14 protein-coding genes and 1 pseudogene are annotated in these 18,945 nt (G+C 38.0%); 11 read left to right on the top strand and 4 right to left on the bottom strand.

Annotated elements, in window-relative coordinates:
• Nucleotides 1-187: 187 nt before the first annotated feature.
• Together COE49_RS19055 and COE49_RS19060 are read left to right on the top strand one after the other, a co-directional pair.
• Nucleotides 188-1,798, top strand: coding sequence for an N-acetylmuramoyl-L-alanine amidase (locus COE49_RS19055; RefSeq protein WP_098946010.1), 1,611 nt, complete (start codon nt 188-190; stop codon nt 1,796-1,798).
• Between the two features lie 161 nt (nt 1,799-1,959).
• Nucleotides 1,960-2,913 (top strand): TRM11 family SAM-dependent methyltransferase, encoded by a 954-nt coding sequence (locus COE49_RS19060; protein ID WP_088232466.1) that lies wholly within the window; start codon nt 1,960-1,962, stop codon nt 2,911-2,913.
• A gap of 202 nt (nt 2,914-3,115) precedes the next feature.
• Here COE49_RS19060 and COE49_RS19065 read toward each other — a convergent pair.
• Nucleotides 3,116-3,306: pseudogene (locus COE49_RS19065) on the bottom strand (YflJ family protein).
• Nucleotides 3,307-3,614: 308 nt separating this feature from the next.
• Here COE49_RS19065 and COE49_RS19070 point away from each other — a divergent pair.
• From COE49_RS19070 to lhgO, 6 genes are all read left to right on the top strand, one after another.
• A complete protein-coding gene (locus COE49_RS19070; protein ID WP_088232468.1) occupies nt 3,615-5,039 on the top strand; it encodes an amino acid permease in 1,425 nt (474 codons plus the stop codon).
• Between the two features lie 17 nt (nt 5,040-5,056).
• A complete protein-coding gene (gene gabT, locus COE49_RS19075) occupies nt 5,057-6,385 on the top strand; it encodes a 4-aminobutyrate--2-oxoglutarate transaminase (RefSeq protein ID WP_098252323.1) in 1,329 nt (442 codons plus the stop codon).
• Between the two features lie 19 nt (nt 6,386-6,404).
• On the top strand, nt 6,405-7,847 hold the full coding sequence (locus tag COE49_RS19080; RefSeq protein ID WP_098252322.1) for an aldehyde dehydrogenase family protein: 1,443 nt from the start codon (nt 6,405-6,407) through the stop codon (nt 7,845-7,847).
• Nucleotides 7,848-7,879: 32 nt separating this feature from the next.
• On the top strand, nt 7,880-8,233 hold the full coding sequence (locus tag COE49_RS19085; protein WP_088232471.1) for a DUF3870 domain-containing protein: 354 nt from the start codon (nt 7,880-7,882) through the stop codon (nt 8,231-8,233).
• 648 nt (nt 8,234-8,881) lie between these two features.
• Entirely contained in the window at nt 8,882-9,820 is a 939-nt protein-coding gene (gene glaH / locus COE49_RS19090) for a glutarate dioxygenase GlaH (RefSeq protein WP_088232472.1), read from the top strand.
• A 58-nt stretch (nt 9,821-9,878) separates the two neighbouring features.
• Nucleotides 9,879-11,081 carry an L-2-hydroxyglutarate oxidase gene (lhgO, locus tag COE49_RS19095; RefSeq protein ID WP_098252320.1) on the top strand — a complete coding sequence of 401 codons (1,203 nt, stop codon included), beginning with the start codon at nt 9,879-9,881 and terminating at the stop codon, nt 11,079-11,081.
• Nucleotides 11,082-11,393: 312 nt separating this feature from the next.
• On the opposite strand, the gene COE49_RS19100 is transcribed toward lhgO, so the two are convergent.
• Nucleotides 11,394-12,167 carry a class I SAM-dependent methyltransferase gene (locus COE49_RS19100; RefSeq protein ID WP_088232474.1) on the bottom strand — a complete coding sequence of 258 codons (774 nt, stop codon included), beginning with the start codon at nt 12,165-12,167 and terminating at the stop codon, nt 11,394-11,396.
• 231 nt (nt 12,168-12,398) lie between these two features.
• Nucleotides 12,399-13,778 carry a sigma-54 interaction domain-containing protein gene (locus tag COE49_RS19105; RefSeq protein ID WP_098357027.1) on the bottom strand — a complete coding sequence of 460 codons (1,380 nt, stop codon included), beginning with the start codon at nt 13,776-13,778 and terminating at the stop codon, nt 12,399-12,401.
• Nucleotides 13,779-13,929: 151 nt separating this feature from the next.
• Between COE49_RS19105 and COE49_RS19110 the strand changes: the two genes are divergently transcribed.
• Genes COE49_RS19110 through COE49_RS19120 form a run of 3 tightly spaced genes read left to right on the top strand, consistent with a single transcriptional unit; the run spans nt 13,930 to nt 17,213 of the window.
• Nucleotides 13,930-14,982 (top strand): proline racemase family protein, encoded by a 1,053-nt coding sequence (locus COE49_RS19110; protein ID WP_170933786.1) that lies wholly within the window; start codon nt 13,930-13,932, stop codon nt 14,980-14,982.
• 24 nt (nt 14,983-15,006) lie between these two features.
• Complete coding sequence (locus tag COE49_RS19115) at nt 15,007-16,242, top strand: dicarboxylate/amino acid:cation symporter (protein ID WP_088232477.1); 1,236 nt, start codon at nt 15,007-15,009, stop codon at nt 16,240-16,242.
• A complete protein-coding gene (locus COE49_RS19120; RefSeq protein WP_098946011.1) occupies nt 16,236-17,213 on the top strand; it encodes an ornithine cyclodeaminase family protein in 978 nt (325 codons plus the stop codon). Before COE49_RS19115 ends, COE49_RS19120 begins: the two co-directional genes overlap by 7 nt.
• A gap of 281 nt (nt 17,214-17,494) precedes the next feature.
• On the opposite strand, the gene COE49_RS19125 is transcribed toward COE49_RS19120, so the two are convergent.
• Complete coding sequence (locus COE49_RS19125; RefSeq protein WP_176551491.1) at nt 17,495-18,394, bottom strand: LysR family transcriptional regulator; 900 nt, start codon at nt 18,392-18,394, stop codon at nt 17,495-17,497.
• Nucleotides 18,395-18,945: the final 551 nt, after the last annotated feature.

Consider the following 18,945-nt stretch of genomic DNA (forward strand, 5'->3'; position numbering starts at 1 on the left):
TTTTTAAATTCCACTTATATTTATTGTTCTTTATATATTAACATTTAATAATTTGAGGAGGAAACGTATTTACTCCAGTGATAGAATGTTATAAACTATGAAAGGAGTTATTTTCCAGTTAATATTTTTAATATTAGTTTGATTAAGAGAATTATAATGTGAGATGTCGAGAGGAGATTTGTTTTTTATGAAGTACAAAGCAATAGCTGCTGGTATGTTAGCGGCAAGTTTACTAGCTTATCCAGTTAGTAGTTTAGCAGAAACGAAGAAGTTTTCAGATGTTCCGGATAACGCATGGTCAAAAGACGCAATTTACTATTTAGTAGAAAGAAATGTAATTAGCGGTATGACGGACAGTACGTTTGCACCACAAGGTCTTTTAACACGCGCTGAAGCAGCGACAATTGTAGCGAAAGCAATTGGATTAAACGTTGATCCAGCTGCGAAGCCATCTTTTAATGATTCAAAAAATCATTGGGCAGCTCAGTATATTGCAGTAATTGAAAAAGAAAATATTATTGCAGGACGAGGAGCAGGCGTATTTGATCCTGATGGAAAAGTAACGCGTGCTGAGATGGCGTCTATGCTTGTGAAGGCTTATAAATTACAAGGATTCGTAAAAGCGCCAATAACGAATAAATTTACTGATTTAGAAAACCATTTCGGTAAAGAAGCTGCAAATATTTTAGTAGCGTTAGAGATTTCTGCTGGTACAGGGGGGACAAATTGGAGTCCAGATCTTTCTATACCACGTGAACAAGCAGCACAAATGACGTATAAAGCGGACAAGCTAACGAAAAATAATGAGGACGTTAGCAAACCAGAAGATACAACGAAGAAAATGTATATCGATCGTAAGTTCATTACATACCATCAACCATCTTTATCATCAGGAATCACTGACGTGCAACATGAACCACAAACAGTTGTAGTAAAAGAAGAGCGAGATGGATGGATTAAAATTGTAACGAATAAAGGTGATAAATGGACACCTTTAACAGAGAAAACAGAAGTTATTAATGAAGGATTTACAACGTATGCAGAAGCGTCACATGCTTCTAAAGTGTTAGGGAAACATGAAGCGCAAAAAGTAACAGTTATTGAAGAAAAAGATAGCTGGATTCGTATCCGTACAAATAGCGGCTTCCAGTGGGTGGATAAAAACCAATTAAACCCAGTGAAACAAGGTAACTTCTTAGAAGGTAAAGCGATTATTATTGATCCAGGTCATGGTGGAGAAGATCCAGGACATCTTGGTGTAAATATGGATGAAAGTGCTATTGTATTAGATACATCATTACGAGTACAAAAATTATTTGAAAAGAAAACACCATTTACTGTGTTATTAACACGTACAGATGATACACGCCCGGGAGTTGATTCTGGCGATTCTTTAAGAAAACGTGTAGAATTTGCTAATAAAAATAACGGTGACATTTTCGTAAGTATTCATGCTAATGGATATAACAACTCAGTAGAAGGTACTGAAACATATTATTATAGATCAGCAACAACAAATCCAAACAAAGAAGAAAGCCGTATACTAGCAGAAAAAATACAAAAACGTTTAGTTACTGCCCTTGATACAAATAATAGAGGGGTAAAAACAGATAACTTCTATGTAATTAAATATAATACAATGCCGGCTATTTTAACTGAACTAGGATTTATTGATGCAAAAGATGAAGGTGAAAAGCTATCTTCAGAAGAATGGAGACAACGTGCAGCGGAAGCGATTTATCAAGGTATTTTAGATTACTACGAAGCAATGGGTAATAACGTATCTTCTTTCCGTTAATAATTTAAAAGAGATTGCCAATAGGCAGTCTCTTTTATTTGTAAAACAAATCATAAAGGTTTCTCTTTATTTCCGGCATGTGATATCATTTAATTTTATATAAAAAAGTATTCGAGTAATTGTGTTCATAACAATTTTAAACGATAAAGGATGATCATAGATTGAATAATCATAGTAAAACACCTGCATGTATATATACGTATGCATTTCGCGAGGAGGAGCGTGCTTTATGTTACTTGGAAATGCGCTCGTTCTTTGGAATGGAATCTCACGTTAACATTTTGAAAAGTGATGTTAAAATTGACCCGAGTAGAAGTGCGTTTATGAAAGAGCGCGTTGAAGTTATGTATGAAGGAGACGACTTAGAAAGTATTCTAAAGCAAGTGGAACAAATTGACTTGGCGGGAGCGACATTCAAAGTTATCTTCGTTAAAATAAATGACCTTGGGAAAGAAAATAAAATTGAATATGGAGAAAGACGTCTTATTGAACGAGACCTCGGCATGCATATTGAAGGAGAAGCGGACGTTCGTAATCCAGAGCGTGTATTCGGGATTGTTCCTCTTGGAGGACGTTGGTATTTCGGACATTATGTAGAAAGTGAGCCAGTTTGGTATCATCACATCAAAAAACCGCATAGCTATTCGACTTCTCTGAGCACACGTGTGGCGAGATCGGTTGCAAATATTGCTGTACCAAATCCAGAGGGAGTACGAGCAATTGACCCGTGCTGCGGTATTGGAACGGTAGTAGTAGAAGCACTTTCTATGGGGATTAACATCGTTGGTAGAGATATTAATCCACTTGTAGTTCTTGGAACGAGAAAAAACATCGCACATTTCGGGTTTGAGGGAACGGTAACGAAAGGTCCGATCGAGGAAATTACTGAGAACTACGACGTTGCAATTATCGATATGCCGTACGACTTATTTACGCACGCAACACCAGAAGATCAGCTCTCTATTCTTTCAAGCGCACGTCGCATCGCTAAAAAAGTAGTCGTTGTCACGATGGAAACAATGGACGATATGATTCATGAAGCAGGATTTGAAATTACAGATCGTTGTATTACAAGAAAAGGATCATTTACTAGACAAATTCTTGTTTGTGAATAAGAAAGGAAGGTCACCCGTTTGGGTGACCTTTTTTGCTTGTGTTGATGTGTGATTGGTTGGTGGTTTAGGTGGGAGGGGGACGTGGTTTGTCGAATGGTCGATATTCCTTGTCGAATCGCCGATATATGATAAGTTGTGATCGATATATTTGAAAAATCGCTGATATATTCTGAGAATCGTTTTATATCTCTATATTATTATATTACTCTTCTTTCAGTTTTTCCTGTTGTGCGGCTAATAAATTGCGTAATACGTGTCCGCGATAACTTTCTAGTTTTCGTCCTTCATAGTAACGAACGCCTAATTTTTTCAGTTCGGCTACGTACCAGCCTTTTGTTCCGTAGTACATGAGATCACTTCCTTTTGCTTTTGAACAGTATATGTTGAGGAGATTTGGAAATTTCATCTCAAATTAATATTGAATATTCAGTTTATTTATATTATGATTAACTTATTATCGGATGACAGTGATTAGCCTCCCTGTAAGCCCGGATGCATGTTTGAAATGAATAGAGGAACTTCTTTCCACTTGAGCTTCCTTAGCAGGAGGACGAGCCATAAGGATAGAGGCAGTAAAATTCAATGCAGTTGTATGCGTTGTTTTTCTGGCTCTTTTTATTTTTTCTTAAAACGTAGGAGGGGATTTTTGAGAAAGCGTTATCAATGGGTTGTGGCGCACGTTCATGCTAATGGAGGGGTTGGTGAACTGTTTGGCTAAAGAGAAAAAGGAGTTACAAAAGGATTTAAAAACGCGGCATATAACAATGATTTCGATTGGCGGGGTTATCGGGGGCGGTTTGTTCGTAGGAAGTGGGACGATTATTCAATCTGCAGGGCCTGCGGCGATTTTGTCCTATATTATCGGTGCTTTAATGGTTGTGCTTGTGATGAGGATGTTAGGAGAAATGGCAGCGGAAAATCCTGATAGCGGTTCTTTCGCAACGTATGCGAATAAGGCAATTGGACCGTGGGCAGGATACACGATCGGATGGTTGTATTGGTTTAACTGGGTCATTATTATCGCAATTGAAGCGGTGCTTTTAGGCGTCATGATTAACAACTGGTTTCCTTCCGTTCCAGCTTGGATCGCAAGTTTATGTATGGTTCTTTTAATGACGATGACGAATGTATATTCAGTGAAATTGTACGGTGAGTTTGAATATTGGTTAGCGTTTATTAAAGTCGTGGCGATTGTTGCGTTTTTAATTTTAGGAGTTTCGATGTTTTTTGGCCTTGTTCCAGGAGTGGATAAACCGAGTCTTTCTATTATTACAGAGCACGGTGGTTTCTTCCCGAACGGAGTTGTCCCTGTTTTACTGAGCGTTGTGTTTATTTCGTTCTCGTTATCAGGAAGTGAAGTTGCAGCAATTGCAGCCGGGGAATCGGAAAATCCAGAGAAGAATGTTATACGAGCGATTAATAGTGTAGTATGGCGCCTTATGCTTTTCTTCGTTGGATCCGTAACAATTTTAGTTATGTTCATTCCGTGGACGGATAAGGAGTTATTAAAGCTTCCATATGCAAGTTTATTTAATATGGCAGGAGTACCTGCAGCCGCAGAAATTATGAATGGTGTCGTATTTTTATCACTACTTTCCGTTATGAACTCAGGTATATATACGAGTTCGCGTATGTTATTTTCCCTTGCGAAAAAAGGTGACGCTCCATCCGCTTTTTCAAAGTTAAATAGTAGAGGAACACCGGTTATAGCGATTTATGCGAGTATTGTATTTGCATTTATTTGCGCGATGTTGAAATTTATATCTCCTGATAAACTGTTTGCGTTTTTAGCAAATAGTTCAGGCGGAGTAACGATGCTTATGTACATGTTCGTTGCCGTTTCGCATGTGAAGTTAAGACGAGAAAGGGAACGAGAAGGGGCTGGAAAGTTAAAAGTGAAAATGTGGTTATTCCCTTATCTCACATATGCAACGCTTTTAATGATTGTTACGATCTTTGTTTCACAGGCGTTCATCGCAGATATGCGTATGCAGTTTTATATGACATTACTAGCTACTACCCTAGTAATCATAAGTTATTTTCTAAGAGTTAGAAAGTTAGATAAGCAAAAGTTGAATGATTTTACGATTATAAAAGATTCGGGAGTTAGCATAGAAAAAGAATAAGAAAAGGGGTATATACTATGTTGAAAGAGAAGAAGGATATTACAACTACAAAATCTAGCATATTACATGAAAGAAGAAAAAATGCGGTGCCAGAAGGACCATACAATATTACGGAGCTGTATGTGCAATCAGCAAAGGGAGCGATTATTACAGATATAGATGGTAATGAACTGATTGACTTTGCGGGTGGAATTGGTATGCAAAACGTTGGGCATTGTCATCCGAAAGTAGTGAAGGCGATTCAAGAACAAGTGGAATCTTCTATTCATAGTTGTTTCCACGTAGCGCCATATGAAAGTTATATTGCGTTAGCTGAAAGACTGAATGAATTAACGCCAGGTGATTTTAAGAAAAAAACGATGTTTGCTAATAGCGGAGCTGAAGCAGTAGAAAATGCGGTGAAGATTGCTAGAAAGGCAACGGGAAGAAGCGCGATTGTTTCGTTTGAACGAGCTTATCACGGACGTACACTTATGACGATGTCACTTACAAGTAAAGTGAAACCGTACAAGCATGGATTTGGGCCGTTCGCATCCGAAGTGTATAAATTACCATATCCGTATTATTACCGTGCTGACGAAAGATTGACGCAAGAAGAAGTAGACGAACAAATTTTATCGTATTTCGAACGTTTTATGTTAGAAGAAGTCGCAAGTGATAATATTGCAGCGATTATTTTGGAACCCCTGCAAGGAGAAGGCGGATTTATCGTTCCGACGACTACATTCATGCAAGGTGTTCGAAATATTTGTGATAAATATGGAATCATTATGATTGCGGATGAAATTCAAACTGGTTTTGCTCGTACGGGTAGCTTATTTGCAATGGATCATTTCGATGTAGCTCCTGATTTAATGACTTTCTCAAAATCAATTGCTGCTGGCATGCCGCTTAGCGCAGTAACAGGAAGAGCGGAACTAATGGATGCACCTGGTCCTGGTCAACTTGGGGGCACATTCTCTGGAAGTCCGGTTGCTTGCGCAGCTGCGTTAGCTGTTTTAGATGTAATAGAAGAAGAGAATTTAGTAAATCGCGCCGCTGAAATTGGCGCACGTATGATGACAGTATTTAATAGTTGGAAAGAGAAATACGAACTAATCGGTGATGTGAGAGGAATCGGCGCAATGACTGCAATCGAGCTTGTAAAAGATAGAGAAACGAAAGAGCCAGCAACGGAAGAAGTAAAAGCGATTATGAAGGAAACACATAGTAAAGGGGTTATTACGATAAGTGCAGGTATTTATAGTAACGTACTTCGTTTCTTACCGCCGCTCGTTATAACAGATGAACAGCTTGAAGAAGGGCTTACTATTTTAGAAGCGGCAATTGCAAAACTATCAAAATAAAAACGGTGGGGGCAGGGGAATGAAGTTTTTCAATTATATAAATGGTGAGTGGAGAGAGCCTTCCACGAATGCATACGTGAAAGATTATAATCCGCATAATGGAGAAGTGCTAGGCGAATTCCCGTTTAGTTCAGTAGAAGATACAAGAGTCGCAATTGCATCAGCGAAAGAGGCTTTTCATAAATGGCAAAAGTTATCGTTTCAAGAAAGAGCGAGCTATTTATGGAAAGCGGCAGCTATTTTAAAAGAAAAGGTAAATGAAATTGGCCAGGATGTAACGAATGAAGAAGGAAAGACGATTGCAGAAGGAATAGGCGAGACGAAGCGAGCAATTAGCATCCTTGAATATTATGCCGGGGAAGCAAATCAGCCGATCGGGGAGATTATCCCGTCTGCGAATGAAAGTACGATGCTTTACAGTAAACGTGTCGCAGTAGGACCGGTCGGATTAATTACGCCGTGGAACTTTCCAATCGCGATTCCAGCATGGAAAATGGCGCCGGCACTTATTTACGGAAATACAATTGTCATTAAGCCGGCTGAAGTGACGCCGAAATCAGTGTACCATCTTGTAAATGCGTTTCATGAGGCGGGTATTCCGGCAGGTGTTATCAATTGTGTGTTCGGAAAAGGTTCTGAAGTTGGTGCAGAGTTAACGGGAAATCCGGATATAAAAGCGGTATCCTTTACAGGCTCTAATCACGTTGGCAATATCATTCAGAAAGCAGCCGTTGAAACGAGGAAAAAAGTGCAATTAGAAATGGGCGGGAAGAACCCGTTAGTCGTATTAAAAGATGCCGATGTTGAAAAGGCGGTAACGATTGCGATAAAAGGTGCGTTTATGTCAACGGGGCAAAAATGTACGGCAACAAGTAGAGTCATTGTAGAAGAGGAAATTTATGAAGCATTCAAGGATCGACTGTTGCAGCGCACGGAAGCTCTTACAGTTGGAAACCCGTTAGAGCCAAGTACATTTATGGGACCATGCGTTTCAAAAGGGCAGCAGCAATCTGTTTTATCGATGATTGAAGTTGGAAAAGGAGAGGCTACCTTACTGTATGGTGGTAGTGAGCCGAAAGATGCTGAATTGCAGAAGGGCTGTTACGTGTTACCGACTATTTTTGAAAATGTAGACGGGGATGCACGCATTGCGAAAGAAGAAATTTTTGGCCCGGTAATCTGTTTATTCAAAGTGAACAGTTATGAAGAAGCAGTATCTGTCGCAAACGATACAGAATACGGACTAAGTGCATCGATTTGTACGAACAATTTAAGTTTGTCACAAAGGTTCATTGATGATATGGAAGTTGGAATGGTTCATGTGAATTCAGAAACAGCAGGAGCAGAACCACAAGTTCCGTTTGGTGGAATGAAAAACTCTAGTGCTGGACCGCGTGAACAAGGAAAAGCGGCGAAAGAATTTTACACGAGAATAAAGACAGTATACGTAGATCAAGTATAAACAATAAAAAACATAGTAATGGAGGATGCAATATGCGTAAAGGGACATTTTTTATGGCAGGACACTCTAGGCTTCCGAAAGGTATGGCTGTTCGCAGCATGTATGAAACATTAACAATTACGATTGAGGCAGATCATAAATATCATGTCATTATTGAAGCATCATGTACGCTCGCAACAGAGCACGGTAGAGACTTCGTCGCTCAAATTTTAAGAGGACATAGTTTACGAGATGGTATTGAAGAAATCGTGCAAGATATTACAGATCATTATCAAGGAAAAGCGCAAAATGCTATCGTCAGTGCGGTAAAAGATTTACATCGCCAATATGTAAGTTATTTGAATGATGAACAGCTCGAGGGAGAGTACGAGGAAACAACACCATAAAAACTGTCTAGTTTATCCCGCATTAACGCGCAGTAAGATCTCCACGGGAGATCAACTGCCCGTAAATGCCCGATTGGTGAAACTAATGATCAGTGGGGATGAACTACGTCCCCACTGATCAAAGTTTCACTTTATCACCATAAACAAGAGCCAGTTGTATTTCCGTTAACGGGATACGACTGGCTTATTTTATTGAGGAGGCAAGGAATATGAAAAAGTTAAATGATGTGCAAGTTGTAAAACAAGAGACGAAAAAAAGAGGATGTGCGGAAAGTAAAGGGATTTGTAAAATGTGTAAAGCATGTCGAGAAAATAAGAAAAAATAAATTGACAGTTAGAATATTTTGAATTATTATTTAATTAATAAGATCCATTCGAGAAATTAGCCTTCTCTAAACCCGATCTTGTTTTCCTGTTTTACACATATTTTCATATGAACTGTCTATTATTATTGTACTTTAAGAGATTAAAGAACATTCGTAATTATGAGCCAGTTGTATGTATCTGCGATTGTTTTGTCGTGGATATGTATGACTGGCTTTTTCGTTGTTAGGGCAGTAAGACCGGATCTCAGCATAAGAAGATAAGGATAACTGTCTGTAAAAAGCGTCAATACGTTCTTCATATTTTATTTAGGGAGGAATTGAAATGTCGATTATTACAGAACAAAGTGCGAAGATGAAGTTTGCAAAAAAATATGAGGGATATGAAATTGTTCCTCATCCGGAGCATAAACGTTTATATCATATCGTATTAAACCAGCAATTGCTTAAGCAGTTTTTTGAAGAGGTAAAAGAGCATTCAGAGCAGTCACTCCAGTACATTCCGTATTCTCGGTTTAATCTTGCGGATAGTATGAGAAAGATTTTTGGGCAATCATTTATGGATAACATTCGCGGCATTATTCATGACCGTGAAACGGGCGGATTTACAATTGGAGTACAAGGTGAAACGATAGATCCAGCAGATTACGTGAAATTTGCGACAGCGTTAACGCATTTAATTGGAACGCCAAACTTTGATGCGATGACAGGAACGTATTATGCTAGATTTAATGTGAAAGATACGGATAGTAGTGATTCGTATCTTCGTCAAGCGTACCGATTATTTACACTTCATACAGATGGAACATTCGTTGATGAACCAACTGACTGGCTTCTTATGATGAAAATTGAAGAGCAAAATGCGGTAGGAGGGGAATCCCGTTTACTACATTTAGACGATTGGGAAGATCTTCAGAAATTTAGAGATCATTCGCTCGCATCTGTTAAAGTTACGTATAAAGCACCACCAAGTAAAAATTCGCAAGAAATCGTGTATCGTGAAACATTTTTTGATGTAAACAATGCACCGTGCATTTGCTTTATTGATCAGTTCGCGTATCCAGATAATATTGAACAAGCGAACTATCTAAAAGATTTATCGTATTCAGTTGAAAACTCACCGGCAACACACGCATTAAAATTACCAGTTGGTGATTTAGTTCTTTTAAACAACTTATTTTGGATGCACGGCAGAGCGGCATTCGAAAAGAATAAAGATTTATATAGAGAACTCATGCGTCAGCGCGGTTGTTTTTCTAAATAATATGTACGGCGGGTCTTTCAAAGAGACCTGCCTTTTACACTATTAAGGGGGAAGTAGGATGTATGACTTTATAATTATTGGCGGAGGAATCGTTGGTCTTTCAACGGGAATGGCTTTAACGAAAAAATTCCCACATGCAAAAATCGCAATCATTGAAAAAGAAAAGGAACTAGCGCATCATCAAACAGGACATAATAGCGGTGTCATTCACTCTGGCATTTACTATAAACCAGGGAGTTATAAAGCGAAGTTTGCGAAAGAAGGAAATGCAGCGATGGTCCAATTTTGTGAAGAAAATGACATCGCTTATGACATGTGCGGAAAAGTAATTGTCGCGACAGAAAAAGAAGAACTTCCTCTTTTACATAATTTATATGAGAGAGGCTTACAAAACGATTTACATATTTTAAAAATAGATAAGGAAGAATTAGCTGAAATTGAACCTCATGTAAAAGGACTAGGCGCCATTCGTGTTCCGTCTTGCGGGATTGCGGATTATAAAGGAGTCAGTTATGCATTTGCGCGCTTCATAGAGGAAAGCGGCGGTGAAGTACACTTAGGAACAGCCGCAGAGCGTATTACGGAAAAGAAAGACCTTGTCACAATTGAGACGAACAAAGGTACATTTAAAACGAAATTTCTCATTAACTGCGCTGGATTACATAGTGATCGTATTGCGAAAAAGACAGGCATATTAACGGATATGAAAATCGTTCCGTTCCGTGGTGAGTATTATGAACTTGTCCCGGAAAAACGCCATCTCGTAAAACATTTAATCTATCCCGTTCCAAACCCAGAATTCCCGTTTCTAGGTGTTCACTTTACAAGAATGATAAACGGGGACGTACATGCGGGACCGAACGCAGTATTAAGCTTCAAGCGTGAAGGCTACACGAAAAAAGACTTCGACATAAAAGACTTCATGGAAACAATGACATACACAGGCTTCTGGAAAATGGCAATGCCAAACATGAAAGAAGGCATAAAAGAAATGGTGCGCTCATTCAGTAAACAATCATTCCTAAAAAGCTTGCAGCGCCTCATACCAGAACTAACAGAAAAAGACATCGTCCCAACGCATGCAGGCGTAAGGGCACAAGCCATCTTATCAAACGGAAACATGGTAGATGACTTCTGCATCATCCCTGGCATCAATTCGCTGCATATTTGCAATGCACCATCCCCGGCCGCAACAGCTAGTATAAAGATTGGTGAGGAGATTGCGAAGCAAGTGCCGGATGTGGTGGCGGTTAGGGTTTGATGGATAGATTGGGTGTCCTCGGGTGTACCGGGTGTGGGATTGGTTGGTGGTTACCGAGCGTAAACGTGCGGAATTTGTCGGTTGGTCGATAAGTTGTGTCGAATCGCCGATATATTCGAAGTTACGGCCGATATAATTGAATAATCGCTGATATATTTTTGCGGGAGTGTTGGGAATGCGTATGTTTCTACCATTAATGTTCGTTAATGCCTAAATAATAGTTTGTATGGATTTGAAATAAAGCTACCTCACTTTGTTGAGTTAAGTAGTTGCCCGTATAATAGAGAAGTCCGCGCTATTATACGGGCATTCTTATTTCCTTCCGCTCAAAATCATTGCATTTCCTAATACCTTTTTGTTTAATAAGAGTTTTGGTAACTCCATTTCTTCAGCAAGCTTGTAGCTATTCAAGTCAGATACACCATATTTCTTTAAGACGTGTAAGAGCTCTTTCTCATCTCCAAATATTTTTTCATCCATAAACAAATCTAAGAAAACAAATTCACCACCAGGTTTTAACACTCTTAAAGCCTCTTTCATTACTTCAATTTTATTTTCTTTATCTTTTACTTCATGAAATGTTAGACAGCTTACAATTATATCAAATTCATTATCAGTAAAAGGGAGTTCTGCAGCACTTGCTTTCAGAAAATCAATTCTATTAGAGACCCCTTCTATTTCAGCATTTTGTTGGCACTTAGATTTGGAGTATTCCCAATTTCCGCCCCAATAATCAATTCCAGTTAGAAGGGACTTAGGAAAAGTCTTTGCCAGTTTAATAATTAGTGAACCACTACCGGTTCCTATATCTAGTATTTTTCCTTTTCCATCCCAATTCACCTTGGCAACAATTAAATCATGTATTTTTGACTGATAATTCCCTCCAAATGCTGCAAATTGGTAAACTGAATAAGAAAGTATAAATGCTATATAAATAAAAGGTAACGCAAAAATACCTGATAGGATTCGCAAATATACATTAACAGGTAATAATGTTACCGAGAGAAGAATGAGTGAAATAACCAAAAAAATAATTAGTTTGTAAATTCGTATCCAAGTTTGATATTTCGTTTTTGTTTTCAACATATGAGCCATCCTTAAATAACCTATCTTTTGTTTGCTACAATTATATAGGAAATCAATAATCCTGTCCTATAGTTTAAGTACATGACTTCATAATCATAATCTTAATACGAATATCCAATTATTTCAGAAGAGATCTGTCACAGCACCTCCCAAGAACGAATATGTAGCTTGAATTCCACAATGAATAAATGACCTTTTCATTGGCTTATGAACATACACATACACCACTGATTAACGCTCTACTTCATAAGTAATCCCATACTTCTTCAACTTCTTATATAAATTAGCCCGGGACATGCCTAACTTTTTCGCAGCGATGCTTTTGTTTCCGTACGTGTCTTCGAGAGCTTGTATAATTCTAGTTTTCTCTAAGTTCTTTTTCTCATCAGTGAGTGAACGCTCTGTATGATGGACCGACTTTTGCGAAGGCAATAGCTGCAAAATATTTACTTCCCGTATTTCTTTCCCGTCATGAAGGACAATTAATCTTTCTATTATATTGCGCAGTTCGCGAATATTACCCGGCCAAAAATATGTGTGTAGTTGATTCATTGCTTCTTGATGAACGAAAGGAGCGGGCTTGTTATATTTAAAAGAAAATTCCTTTAAGAAATGATGAGTTAAAAAGGAAATATCGTCCGTTCGTTCTCTTAGTGGCGGGATATGCGCTGTGAAGACATTTAATCTATAAAATAAATCAGATCGAAATGTCCCGCTGAGCACCATATCTTCTAACATACGATTCGTTGCGGCAATAATTCTTACGTTTATCTTTTTCGGCGTTTGTCCGCCAATTCGGTAAATCTCTTTTTCTTGTAAAGCACGAAGTAGTTTCACTTGCATATCAAGCGGGAGTTCTCCTACTTCATCTAAAAATAAAGTGCCGCCATTTGCTAATTCTAGCTTTCCTGCTTTTCCGCCTTTAGCGGCTCCTGTGTACGCTCCTGATTCATAGCCGAATAATTCACTTTCAAAGAGAGCGGCAGGAATAGCGCCACAATTAATTGGGATAAAAGGTTGCTTGCTTCTAAGGCTGGCTTCGTGAATGGCCTGGGCAAAGAGTTCTTTCCCAACACCGCTTTCTCCTGTAATTAAAATCGTCGCATCAGTTTTTGCTACCTTTTTCATGTTGTGGATAATGTGCTGAAGTGTTGCGTTATTTCCTTTAATCGTGCTGAAGGGGTCATCTTGCTGATGTTGAATCATTTGCTTTAATTGCTGTAATTCTTCAGAAGTAGAGGATAATTTTTCATTTAACTTAATCGTCGTAGTAATATCTCTTTCTACAGACATAGAACCAACTAATTCGTTGTCGTCGTTATAAATAGGAGTCGTACTAATTAATACGTGCTTATCTGGCAGAGGAAGGTGATAAATATCCCGGACCGGTTGCCCGCTCTCAAGAACTTTTAAATTCATAATATCTTCTTTTGAAAAGAACTCTTGCACATTTCTACCGATAATATCTTCCTTTTTAATGTCATACATTTTTTCTGCTGCCTCATTCCAGTACAACATAACTCCTTCTGTATTTACGATAGAAATCGCTTCTTCCACGTAAGAGAGGAGTGTGTGCAACGTTGGAACTGCAAAGTTATCAAATTGTTTCATAACATGGCCTCCAAAGAATTTATCCTGCTATTTGCGGACTGAAAATCCCTACTGATTTTATAAAAAAGTAGACAGTAGTATACAGATTTGTTGCCAAAAGGATACACCTTTTTCAGAAAAATGTAAACAAATTAACGCTTTGCAATTTGGCATGATACTTGCAAAGAAAATAGTATCAACATATAGGGGAGAGATAGAAATGAAGGTTAGTAAAATATACACAACAATTGATGCACACGTAGCTGGGGAACCACTTCGAATTATTACGGGTGGCGTGCCAGAGATAAAGGGAGAAACGCAGTTAGAAAGACGTGCATACTGTATGGAACATTTGGATCATCTTCGCGAGGTTCTTATGTATGAACCGAGAGGACATCACGGTATGTACGGTTGTATCATTACTCCGCCTGCGAGTGCTCACGCTGATTTTGGCGTACTATTTATGCACAATGAAGGTTGGAGTACGATGTGTGGTCACGGTATTATCGCTGTTATTACAGTTGGAATTGAAACAGGTATGTTTGAAGTAACAGGTGAGAAACAAAAGTTCATTATTGATAGCCCTGCTGGGGAAGTTATTGCGTACGCAAAATATAATGGGAGCGAAGTAGAGTCCGTATCATTTGAAAACGTTCCTTCGTTCGTATATAAAAAAGACGTTCCTATTAAAATAGATAACTATGAGTTTCAAGTAGATATCGCGTTTGGCGGAGCATTTTATGCGGTAGTAGACAGTAAAGAATTTGGTTTGAAAGTTGATTTCAAAGACTTATCTGCCATTCAAGCATGGGGCGGTAAAATTAAGCACTACATTGAAAGCCAAATGGAAGTAAAACATCCACTGGAAGAAGATTTAAAAGGAATATACGGCGTCATTTTTTCAGATGAACCGAAAGGAAAAGACGCTACTTTAAGAAACGTAACGATTTTCGCTGATGGGCAAGTAGACCGCTCTCCTTGCGGCACAGGAACTTCCGCAAGAATCGCAACTCTTTTTGAAAAAGACGCTCTGCAAAAAGGAGAAATTTTCATTCATGAATGCATTACTGACGGGAAATTCGAGGGAGAAGTATTGTCAGTAACAGCGGTAGATACATATGAAGCTGTCGTTCCAAAAGTAACGGGGAATGCATTTATTACAGGATTTCATCAGTTTGTTGTAGATCCGAGGGATGATTTGAAGCGTGGGTTTTTGTTAGCTTAATGTTTTCTTAAAGGGGGCCTTTGGATGAAGTGGTGGAGAAAACAAAAGTTACCTGTGAAAATTTTGATAGGGGCATTAATCGGTATTGCTTTAGGGGTAGCATTTGGACCGAAAGTAGCTGTTTTAAAACCGATTGGGGATATATTTATTCGTTTATTACAAATGATCATCGTTCCTTTAACTTTTTTAAGTATTGTCTCAGGTATTGCTGGGCTTGAAAATCCGAAAATGTTACGAGCGATTGGCGGGAGGATTTTTATTTACTATGCAGTTACGGCGGTATTAGCAACTAGTATTGGTGTAGTAATCGCTTATATTATTAACCCTGGTAAAGGGGTAGAAGGTCTTCTTGCGAGCGGGCAGAATTTTAAAGAGGAGAAGTTTAGTTTTGTAGATAATATTGTGCAATGGTTTCCTTCCAACGTCATTCAAGCAGGTGCAGAAACAAGCATGCTTCAAATTATTATCTTTGCTATTTTTGTCGGTATGGCCCTCATTCTTCTTGGCGATCAAGCGAAAGGGACTCGTAAACTAGTTCATGAAGGTGCGAAAATAATGATTAAAATTGCGGAAATCGTTATTGGATTTGCACCGTACGGAATTATGGCGTTAATTGCTCATGTAGTTGGCACATTTGGAGCAGATATGCTTACGGCGGTTGTTAGCTATGTAGTAGCTGATTATTTGTCATTGTTACTTATTATTCTCGTTATGTATCCAATTGTATTAAAAGTTTTCGGGAAGATAAGTCCAGTACATTTTTATAAGCAAGCAAGTCCAGCTATGCTCGTAGCTGCAAGTACGACATCGAGCAGCGCAACGCTTCCAGTAACGATGGAAGTGGCGCAAAAAAGACTTCGTATATCAGAGTCAGTAGCTGGCTTCACTATTCCGCTTGGAGCTACTATTAATATGAACGGACTATCAGCAGCGCTCGGTGTTTTAGCCGTTTTCGCATTAAATGTATACGGAATTCCAATTACATTTGGGCTTATTATGCAAACTGTATTTTTAGGAATCGTCCTTGCTGCGGGCTGTGCCGGAGTAAAAGGTGCAGACGTTATTACTGCGACTATTTTACTTTCTACACTAGGGCTCCCGCTAACGATTATCCCAATCATTGCGGCTGTTTCTCCGCTCGTTGATATGGGGCATACTGTCGTGAATATTACAGGTGACTTAGTAGGAGCGCAGGTTGTGAATGAAAATATAGTACAAAGTGAGGAGAAGAATATAGGAAAGGGTGAACAAATATGCTAGTCATAAGCGCGAACGAACAAAGGAACTTAGTAAATATGAACGAAGTCATTGAATACGCGGCGCTTGCTTTACAAGAATTTTCCGCAGAAAGAACGATCACACCAATACGCGGCTCATTACCATTTGCAAGCGCACAAAATACCGCATTAATTATGCCTTCAGTCGCAGAAGGACTTGAAGCGCTCGGTTTAAAAGTAGTAACAGTAGTTCCGCAGAACAAGAAGATAGGAAAGAAAACAATAAACGGGATTGTGATGCTATCTGACTTTCAAACGGGAGAACCACTCGCCCTTTTAGAAGGATCGTACTTAACGATGATTCGAACAGGCGCCTTATCAGGCGTAGCGACAAAACATTTAGCTCGTCATAACGCAAAAACTCTATGTATCATCGGCACCGGTGAACAAGCGAAAGGAATCACTGAAGCTGTACTCGCCGTTAGGGACATCGAAAAAATCAATTTATACAACCGAACAGAAGAAAAAGCGTATGCATTTGCGCAATATATACAAGAGAAATTCAGCAAACCGGCTTACGTTTACAGGGACCCAAATGAAGCAATAAGCGAAGCAGACATCATCGTCACAACTACGAATGCATCCACACCAGTCTTCTCAGAAAAACTAAAAAAAGGCGTACACATAAACGCCGTCGGCTCATTTAGGCCAAGCATGCAAGAACTACCATCCCACGCCATTACAAGCGCAAACAAAGTAGTAGTCGAATCAAAAGAAGCAGCACTAGAAGAAACAGGTGACCTTCAAGTGCCGATAAACGAAGGTGTATTTAAAGCTAGTGACATCCACGCCGAACTTGGTCAAATTATAAGTGGAGAAAAAGCTGGTAGAGAGAACGATGAAGAGATTACTATTTTCAAATCAGTTGGTTTGGCGGTAGTGGATATTATCGTTGCGAAGTATTTGTATGAGAAAGCGGTGGAGCAAGGGATTGGGACTGTACTTGAGTTTTGAGGGACTGCCTTTTGGTGGTCTTTTTTGTTTTGGGGTGGGGGTCTTCTGTGTTAATGAATTTTGTTTGGAAGAATAGCGACAAGTAATCGTGAACATAAGATATAGAGTCAAAAAAATAAATAGGCACCTTGGAGGTGCTTATTTATTTGAATCCCCTATCATATAATTCTCCTTATTTTTTAACTATAATTTTAATGACATGCTAGATTATATATTTCGTCCTTAATATATTTAAAGGGTAATTGGGTATTAAGATTAATTAATGGAATGAAAGAGTTGGATTAAATGCATTTTTTAAAATTATCTAAAAAGGAATTCATAAATTCCTTAGTTACTTTCGTTAAATTTTTCGTTTCTAAATAAATAAGCCAGAAATCAACTGGAAATTTTTTCTCTTCCTTTAATGGAATAATTTTTATATCCCCATTCATAACCATTGAACTTTTTTTAATAGAAAAATCATGCAAATACAAGATGGCTTGACTTTCTGTTACCAGCTTATAAAGGAGGCTGTTGCTATTCGATCTAACTAACACTTGATTTAAATTCGGTTTTGTTAATTTTAATACCTTTTTATAGTCAGATGAATTATACATCACTAATTTTGAACCTTTTAATGTGCCAAGTGTTACATAATCATGATGATAAAAAGGTGAATTTTTCCCAACAGCTATACAAATATGTCCTGTATGAATATGTTCAAAAAGAATATTTTTTTCTTTTTTTAACTCTTCTAAAGAAGCGGGAATTAAAGCGATGTCATAATTTTCCTTGTTGAAATTCTGAATAATTTCTGTAGGGTTTTGCTCTATTAATTCGAATGTAATATTGTTATTTTCCGAAATAAAATTTGCCATTGTTTCTTGAAGTATAAAAGTAAAGGAAGGAGCAGTTAAGATTTTTAAATGAGTTTGATTGCTATTTTTCAACTCAAAAATTTCTTTATTTAGTTCTTTAATGGTGTTTAGTAAAGTCATTGCTTTAGAAATTACGATCTTACCTTCAAAAGTAGGAGTAACTCCTTGTTTAGATCGGTTAAAGATTTTTATACCAAGTTCATTTTCTAACTGGGTAATAGATTGACTCATACCTGAAGATGAAATAAATAATTTTTCTGCTGCTTTTGATATTGACATCTCGTTTGCGACATTTACAATATGTTCCATTTGTTCAAAATTCATCATTCACCTCAACTTAAGCAGATTACATCATTATATTTTCATAAATTCTACACTTGATTTTAATTTTAAAAAGGAAGATTCGAAAACCTGACCATAATCCCATCCAATCCTTTTATGCACAGGATGAATTTAGATTGCAATGAAATTTCTTCTGTATCTAGTTCAACCATTCAGAATCACACTTACGTTTTTACTAAATTGTAAGTGACAAATTTTAATAGAGAGTAAATCAAATGTAAAAGTTTCGTAAATGGGTTCTGGGGCAAAAAGATTAAATTGTATTGCTGGTAGTATCTAAAGGTCAGTTTAAGTTTTACTTAATACGGTATAAAGATTTTCGGAATTTATTAAACATTTCGAATGATGATACACTTCTTTCTGGCAAGAGACACGACCGTACTACTTAAAATCAATGTTCATTGCCTCATATTTTTATTCAAAATTATTAAAAGGCAAAAAGAAAGGAAAAAAATGAAAGGAGCGGAATGGAAAAGGCAGCAGACGATATGCTACATGCTAAAAAAAGGGAACACAAGATTCGACGTTAACGG

Origin of the sequence: Bacillus sp. AFS029637, from assembly GCF_002584985.1 — a bacterium.
Taxonomy (GTDB): Bacteria; Bacillota; Bacilli; order Bacillales; family Bacillaceae_G; genus Bacillus_A.

Coding starts and splice junctions, on each gene's coding strand:
- COE49_RS19055 (WP_098946010.1), top strand. CDS start 188: ATGAAGTACAAAGCAATAGCTGCTGGTATGTTAGCGGCAAGTTTACTA.
- gabT (WP_098252323.1), top strand. CDS start 5,057: ATGTTGAAAGAGAAGAAGGATATTACAACTACAAAATCTAGCATATTA.
- COE49_RS19080 (WP_098252322.1), top strand. CDS start 6,405: ATGAAGTTTTTCAATTATATAAATGGTGAGTGGAGAGAGCCTTCCACG.
- COE49_RS19085 (WP_088232471.1), top strand. CDS start 7,880: ATGCGTAAAGGGACATTTTTTATGGCAGGACACTCTAGGCTTCCGAAA.
- glaH (WP_088232472.1), top strand. CDS start 8,882: ATGTCGATTATTACAGAACAAAGTGCGAAGATGAAGTTTGCAAAAAAA.
- lhgO (WP_098252320.1), top strand. CDS start 9,879: ATGTATGACTTTATAATTATTGGCGGAGGAATCGTTGGTCTTTCAACG.
- COE49_RS19100 (WP_088232474.1), bottom strand. CDS start 12,167: ATGTTGAAAACAAAAACGAAATATCAAACTTGGATACGAATTTACAAA.
- COE49_RS19105 (WP_098357027.1), bottom strand. CDS start 13,778: ATGAAACAATTTGATAACTTTGCAGTTCCAACGTTGCACACACTCCTC.
- COE49_RS19110 (WP_170933786.1), top strand. CDS start 13,930: ATGATACTTGCAAAGAAAATAGTATCAACATATAGGGGAGAGATAGAA.
- COE49_RS19115 (WP_088232477.1), top strand. CDS start 15,007: ATGAAGTGGTGGAGAAAACAAAAGTTACCTGTGAAAATTTTGATAGGG.
- COE49_RS19120 (WP_098946011.1), top strand. CDS start 16,236: ATGCTAGTCATAAGCGCGAACGAACAAAGGAACTTAGTAAATATGAAC.
- COE49_RS19125 (WP_176551491.1), bottom strand. CDS start 18,394: ATGAATTTTGAACAAATGGAACATATTGTAAATGTCGCAAACGAGATG.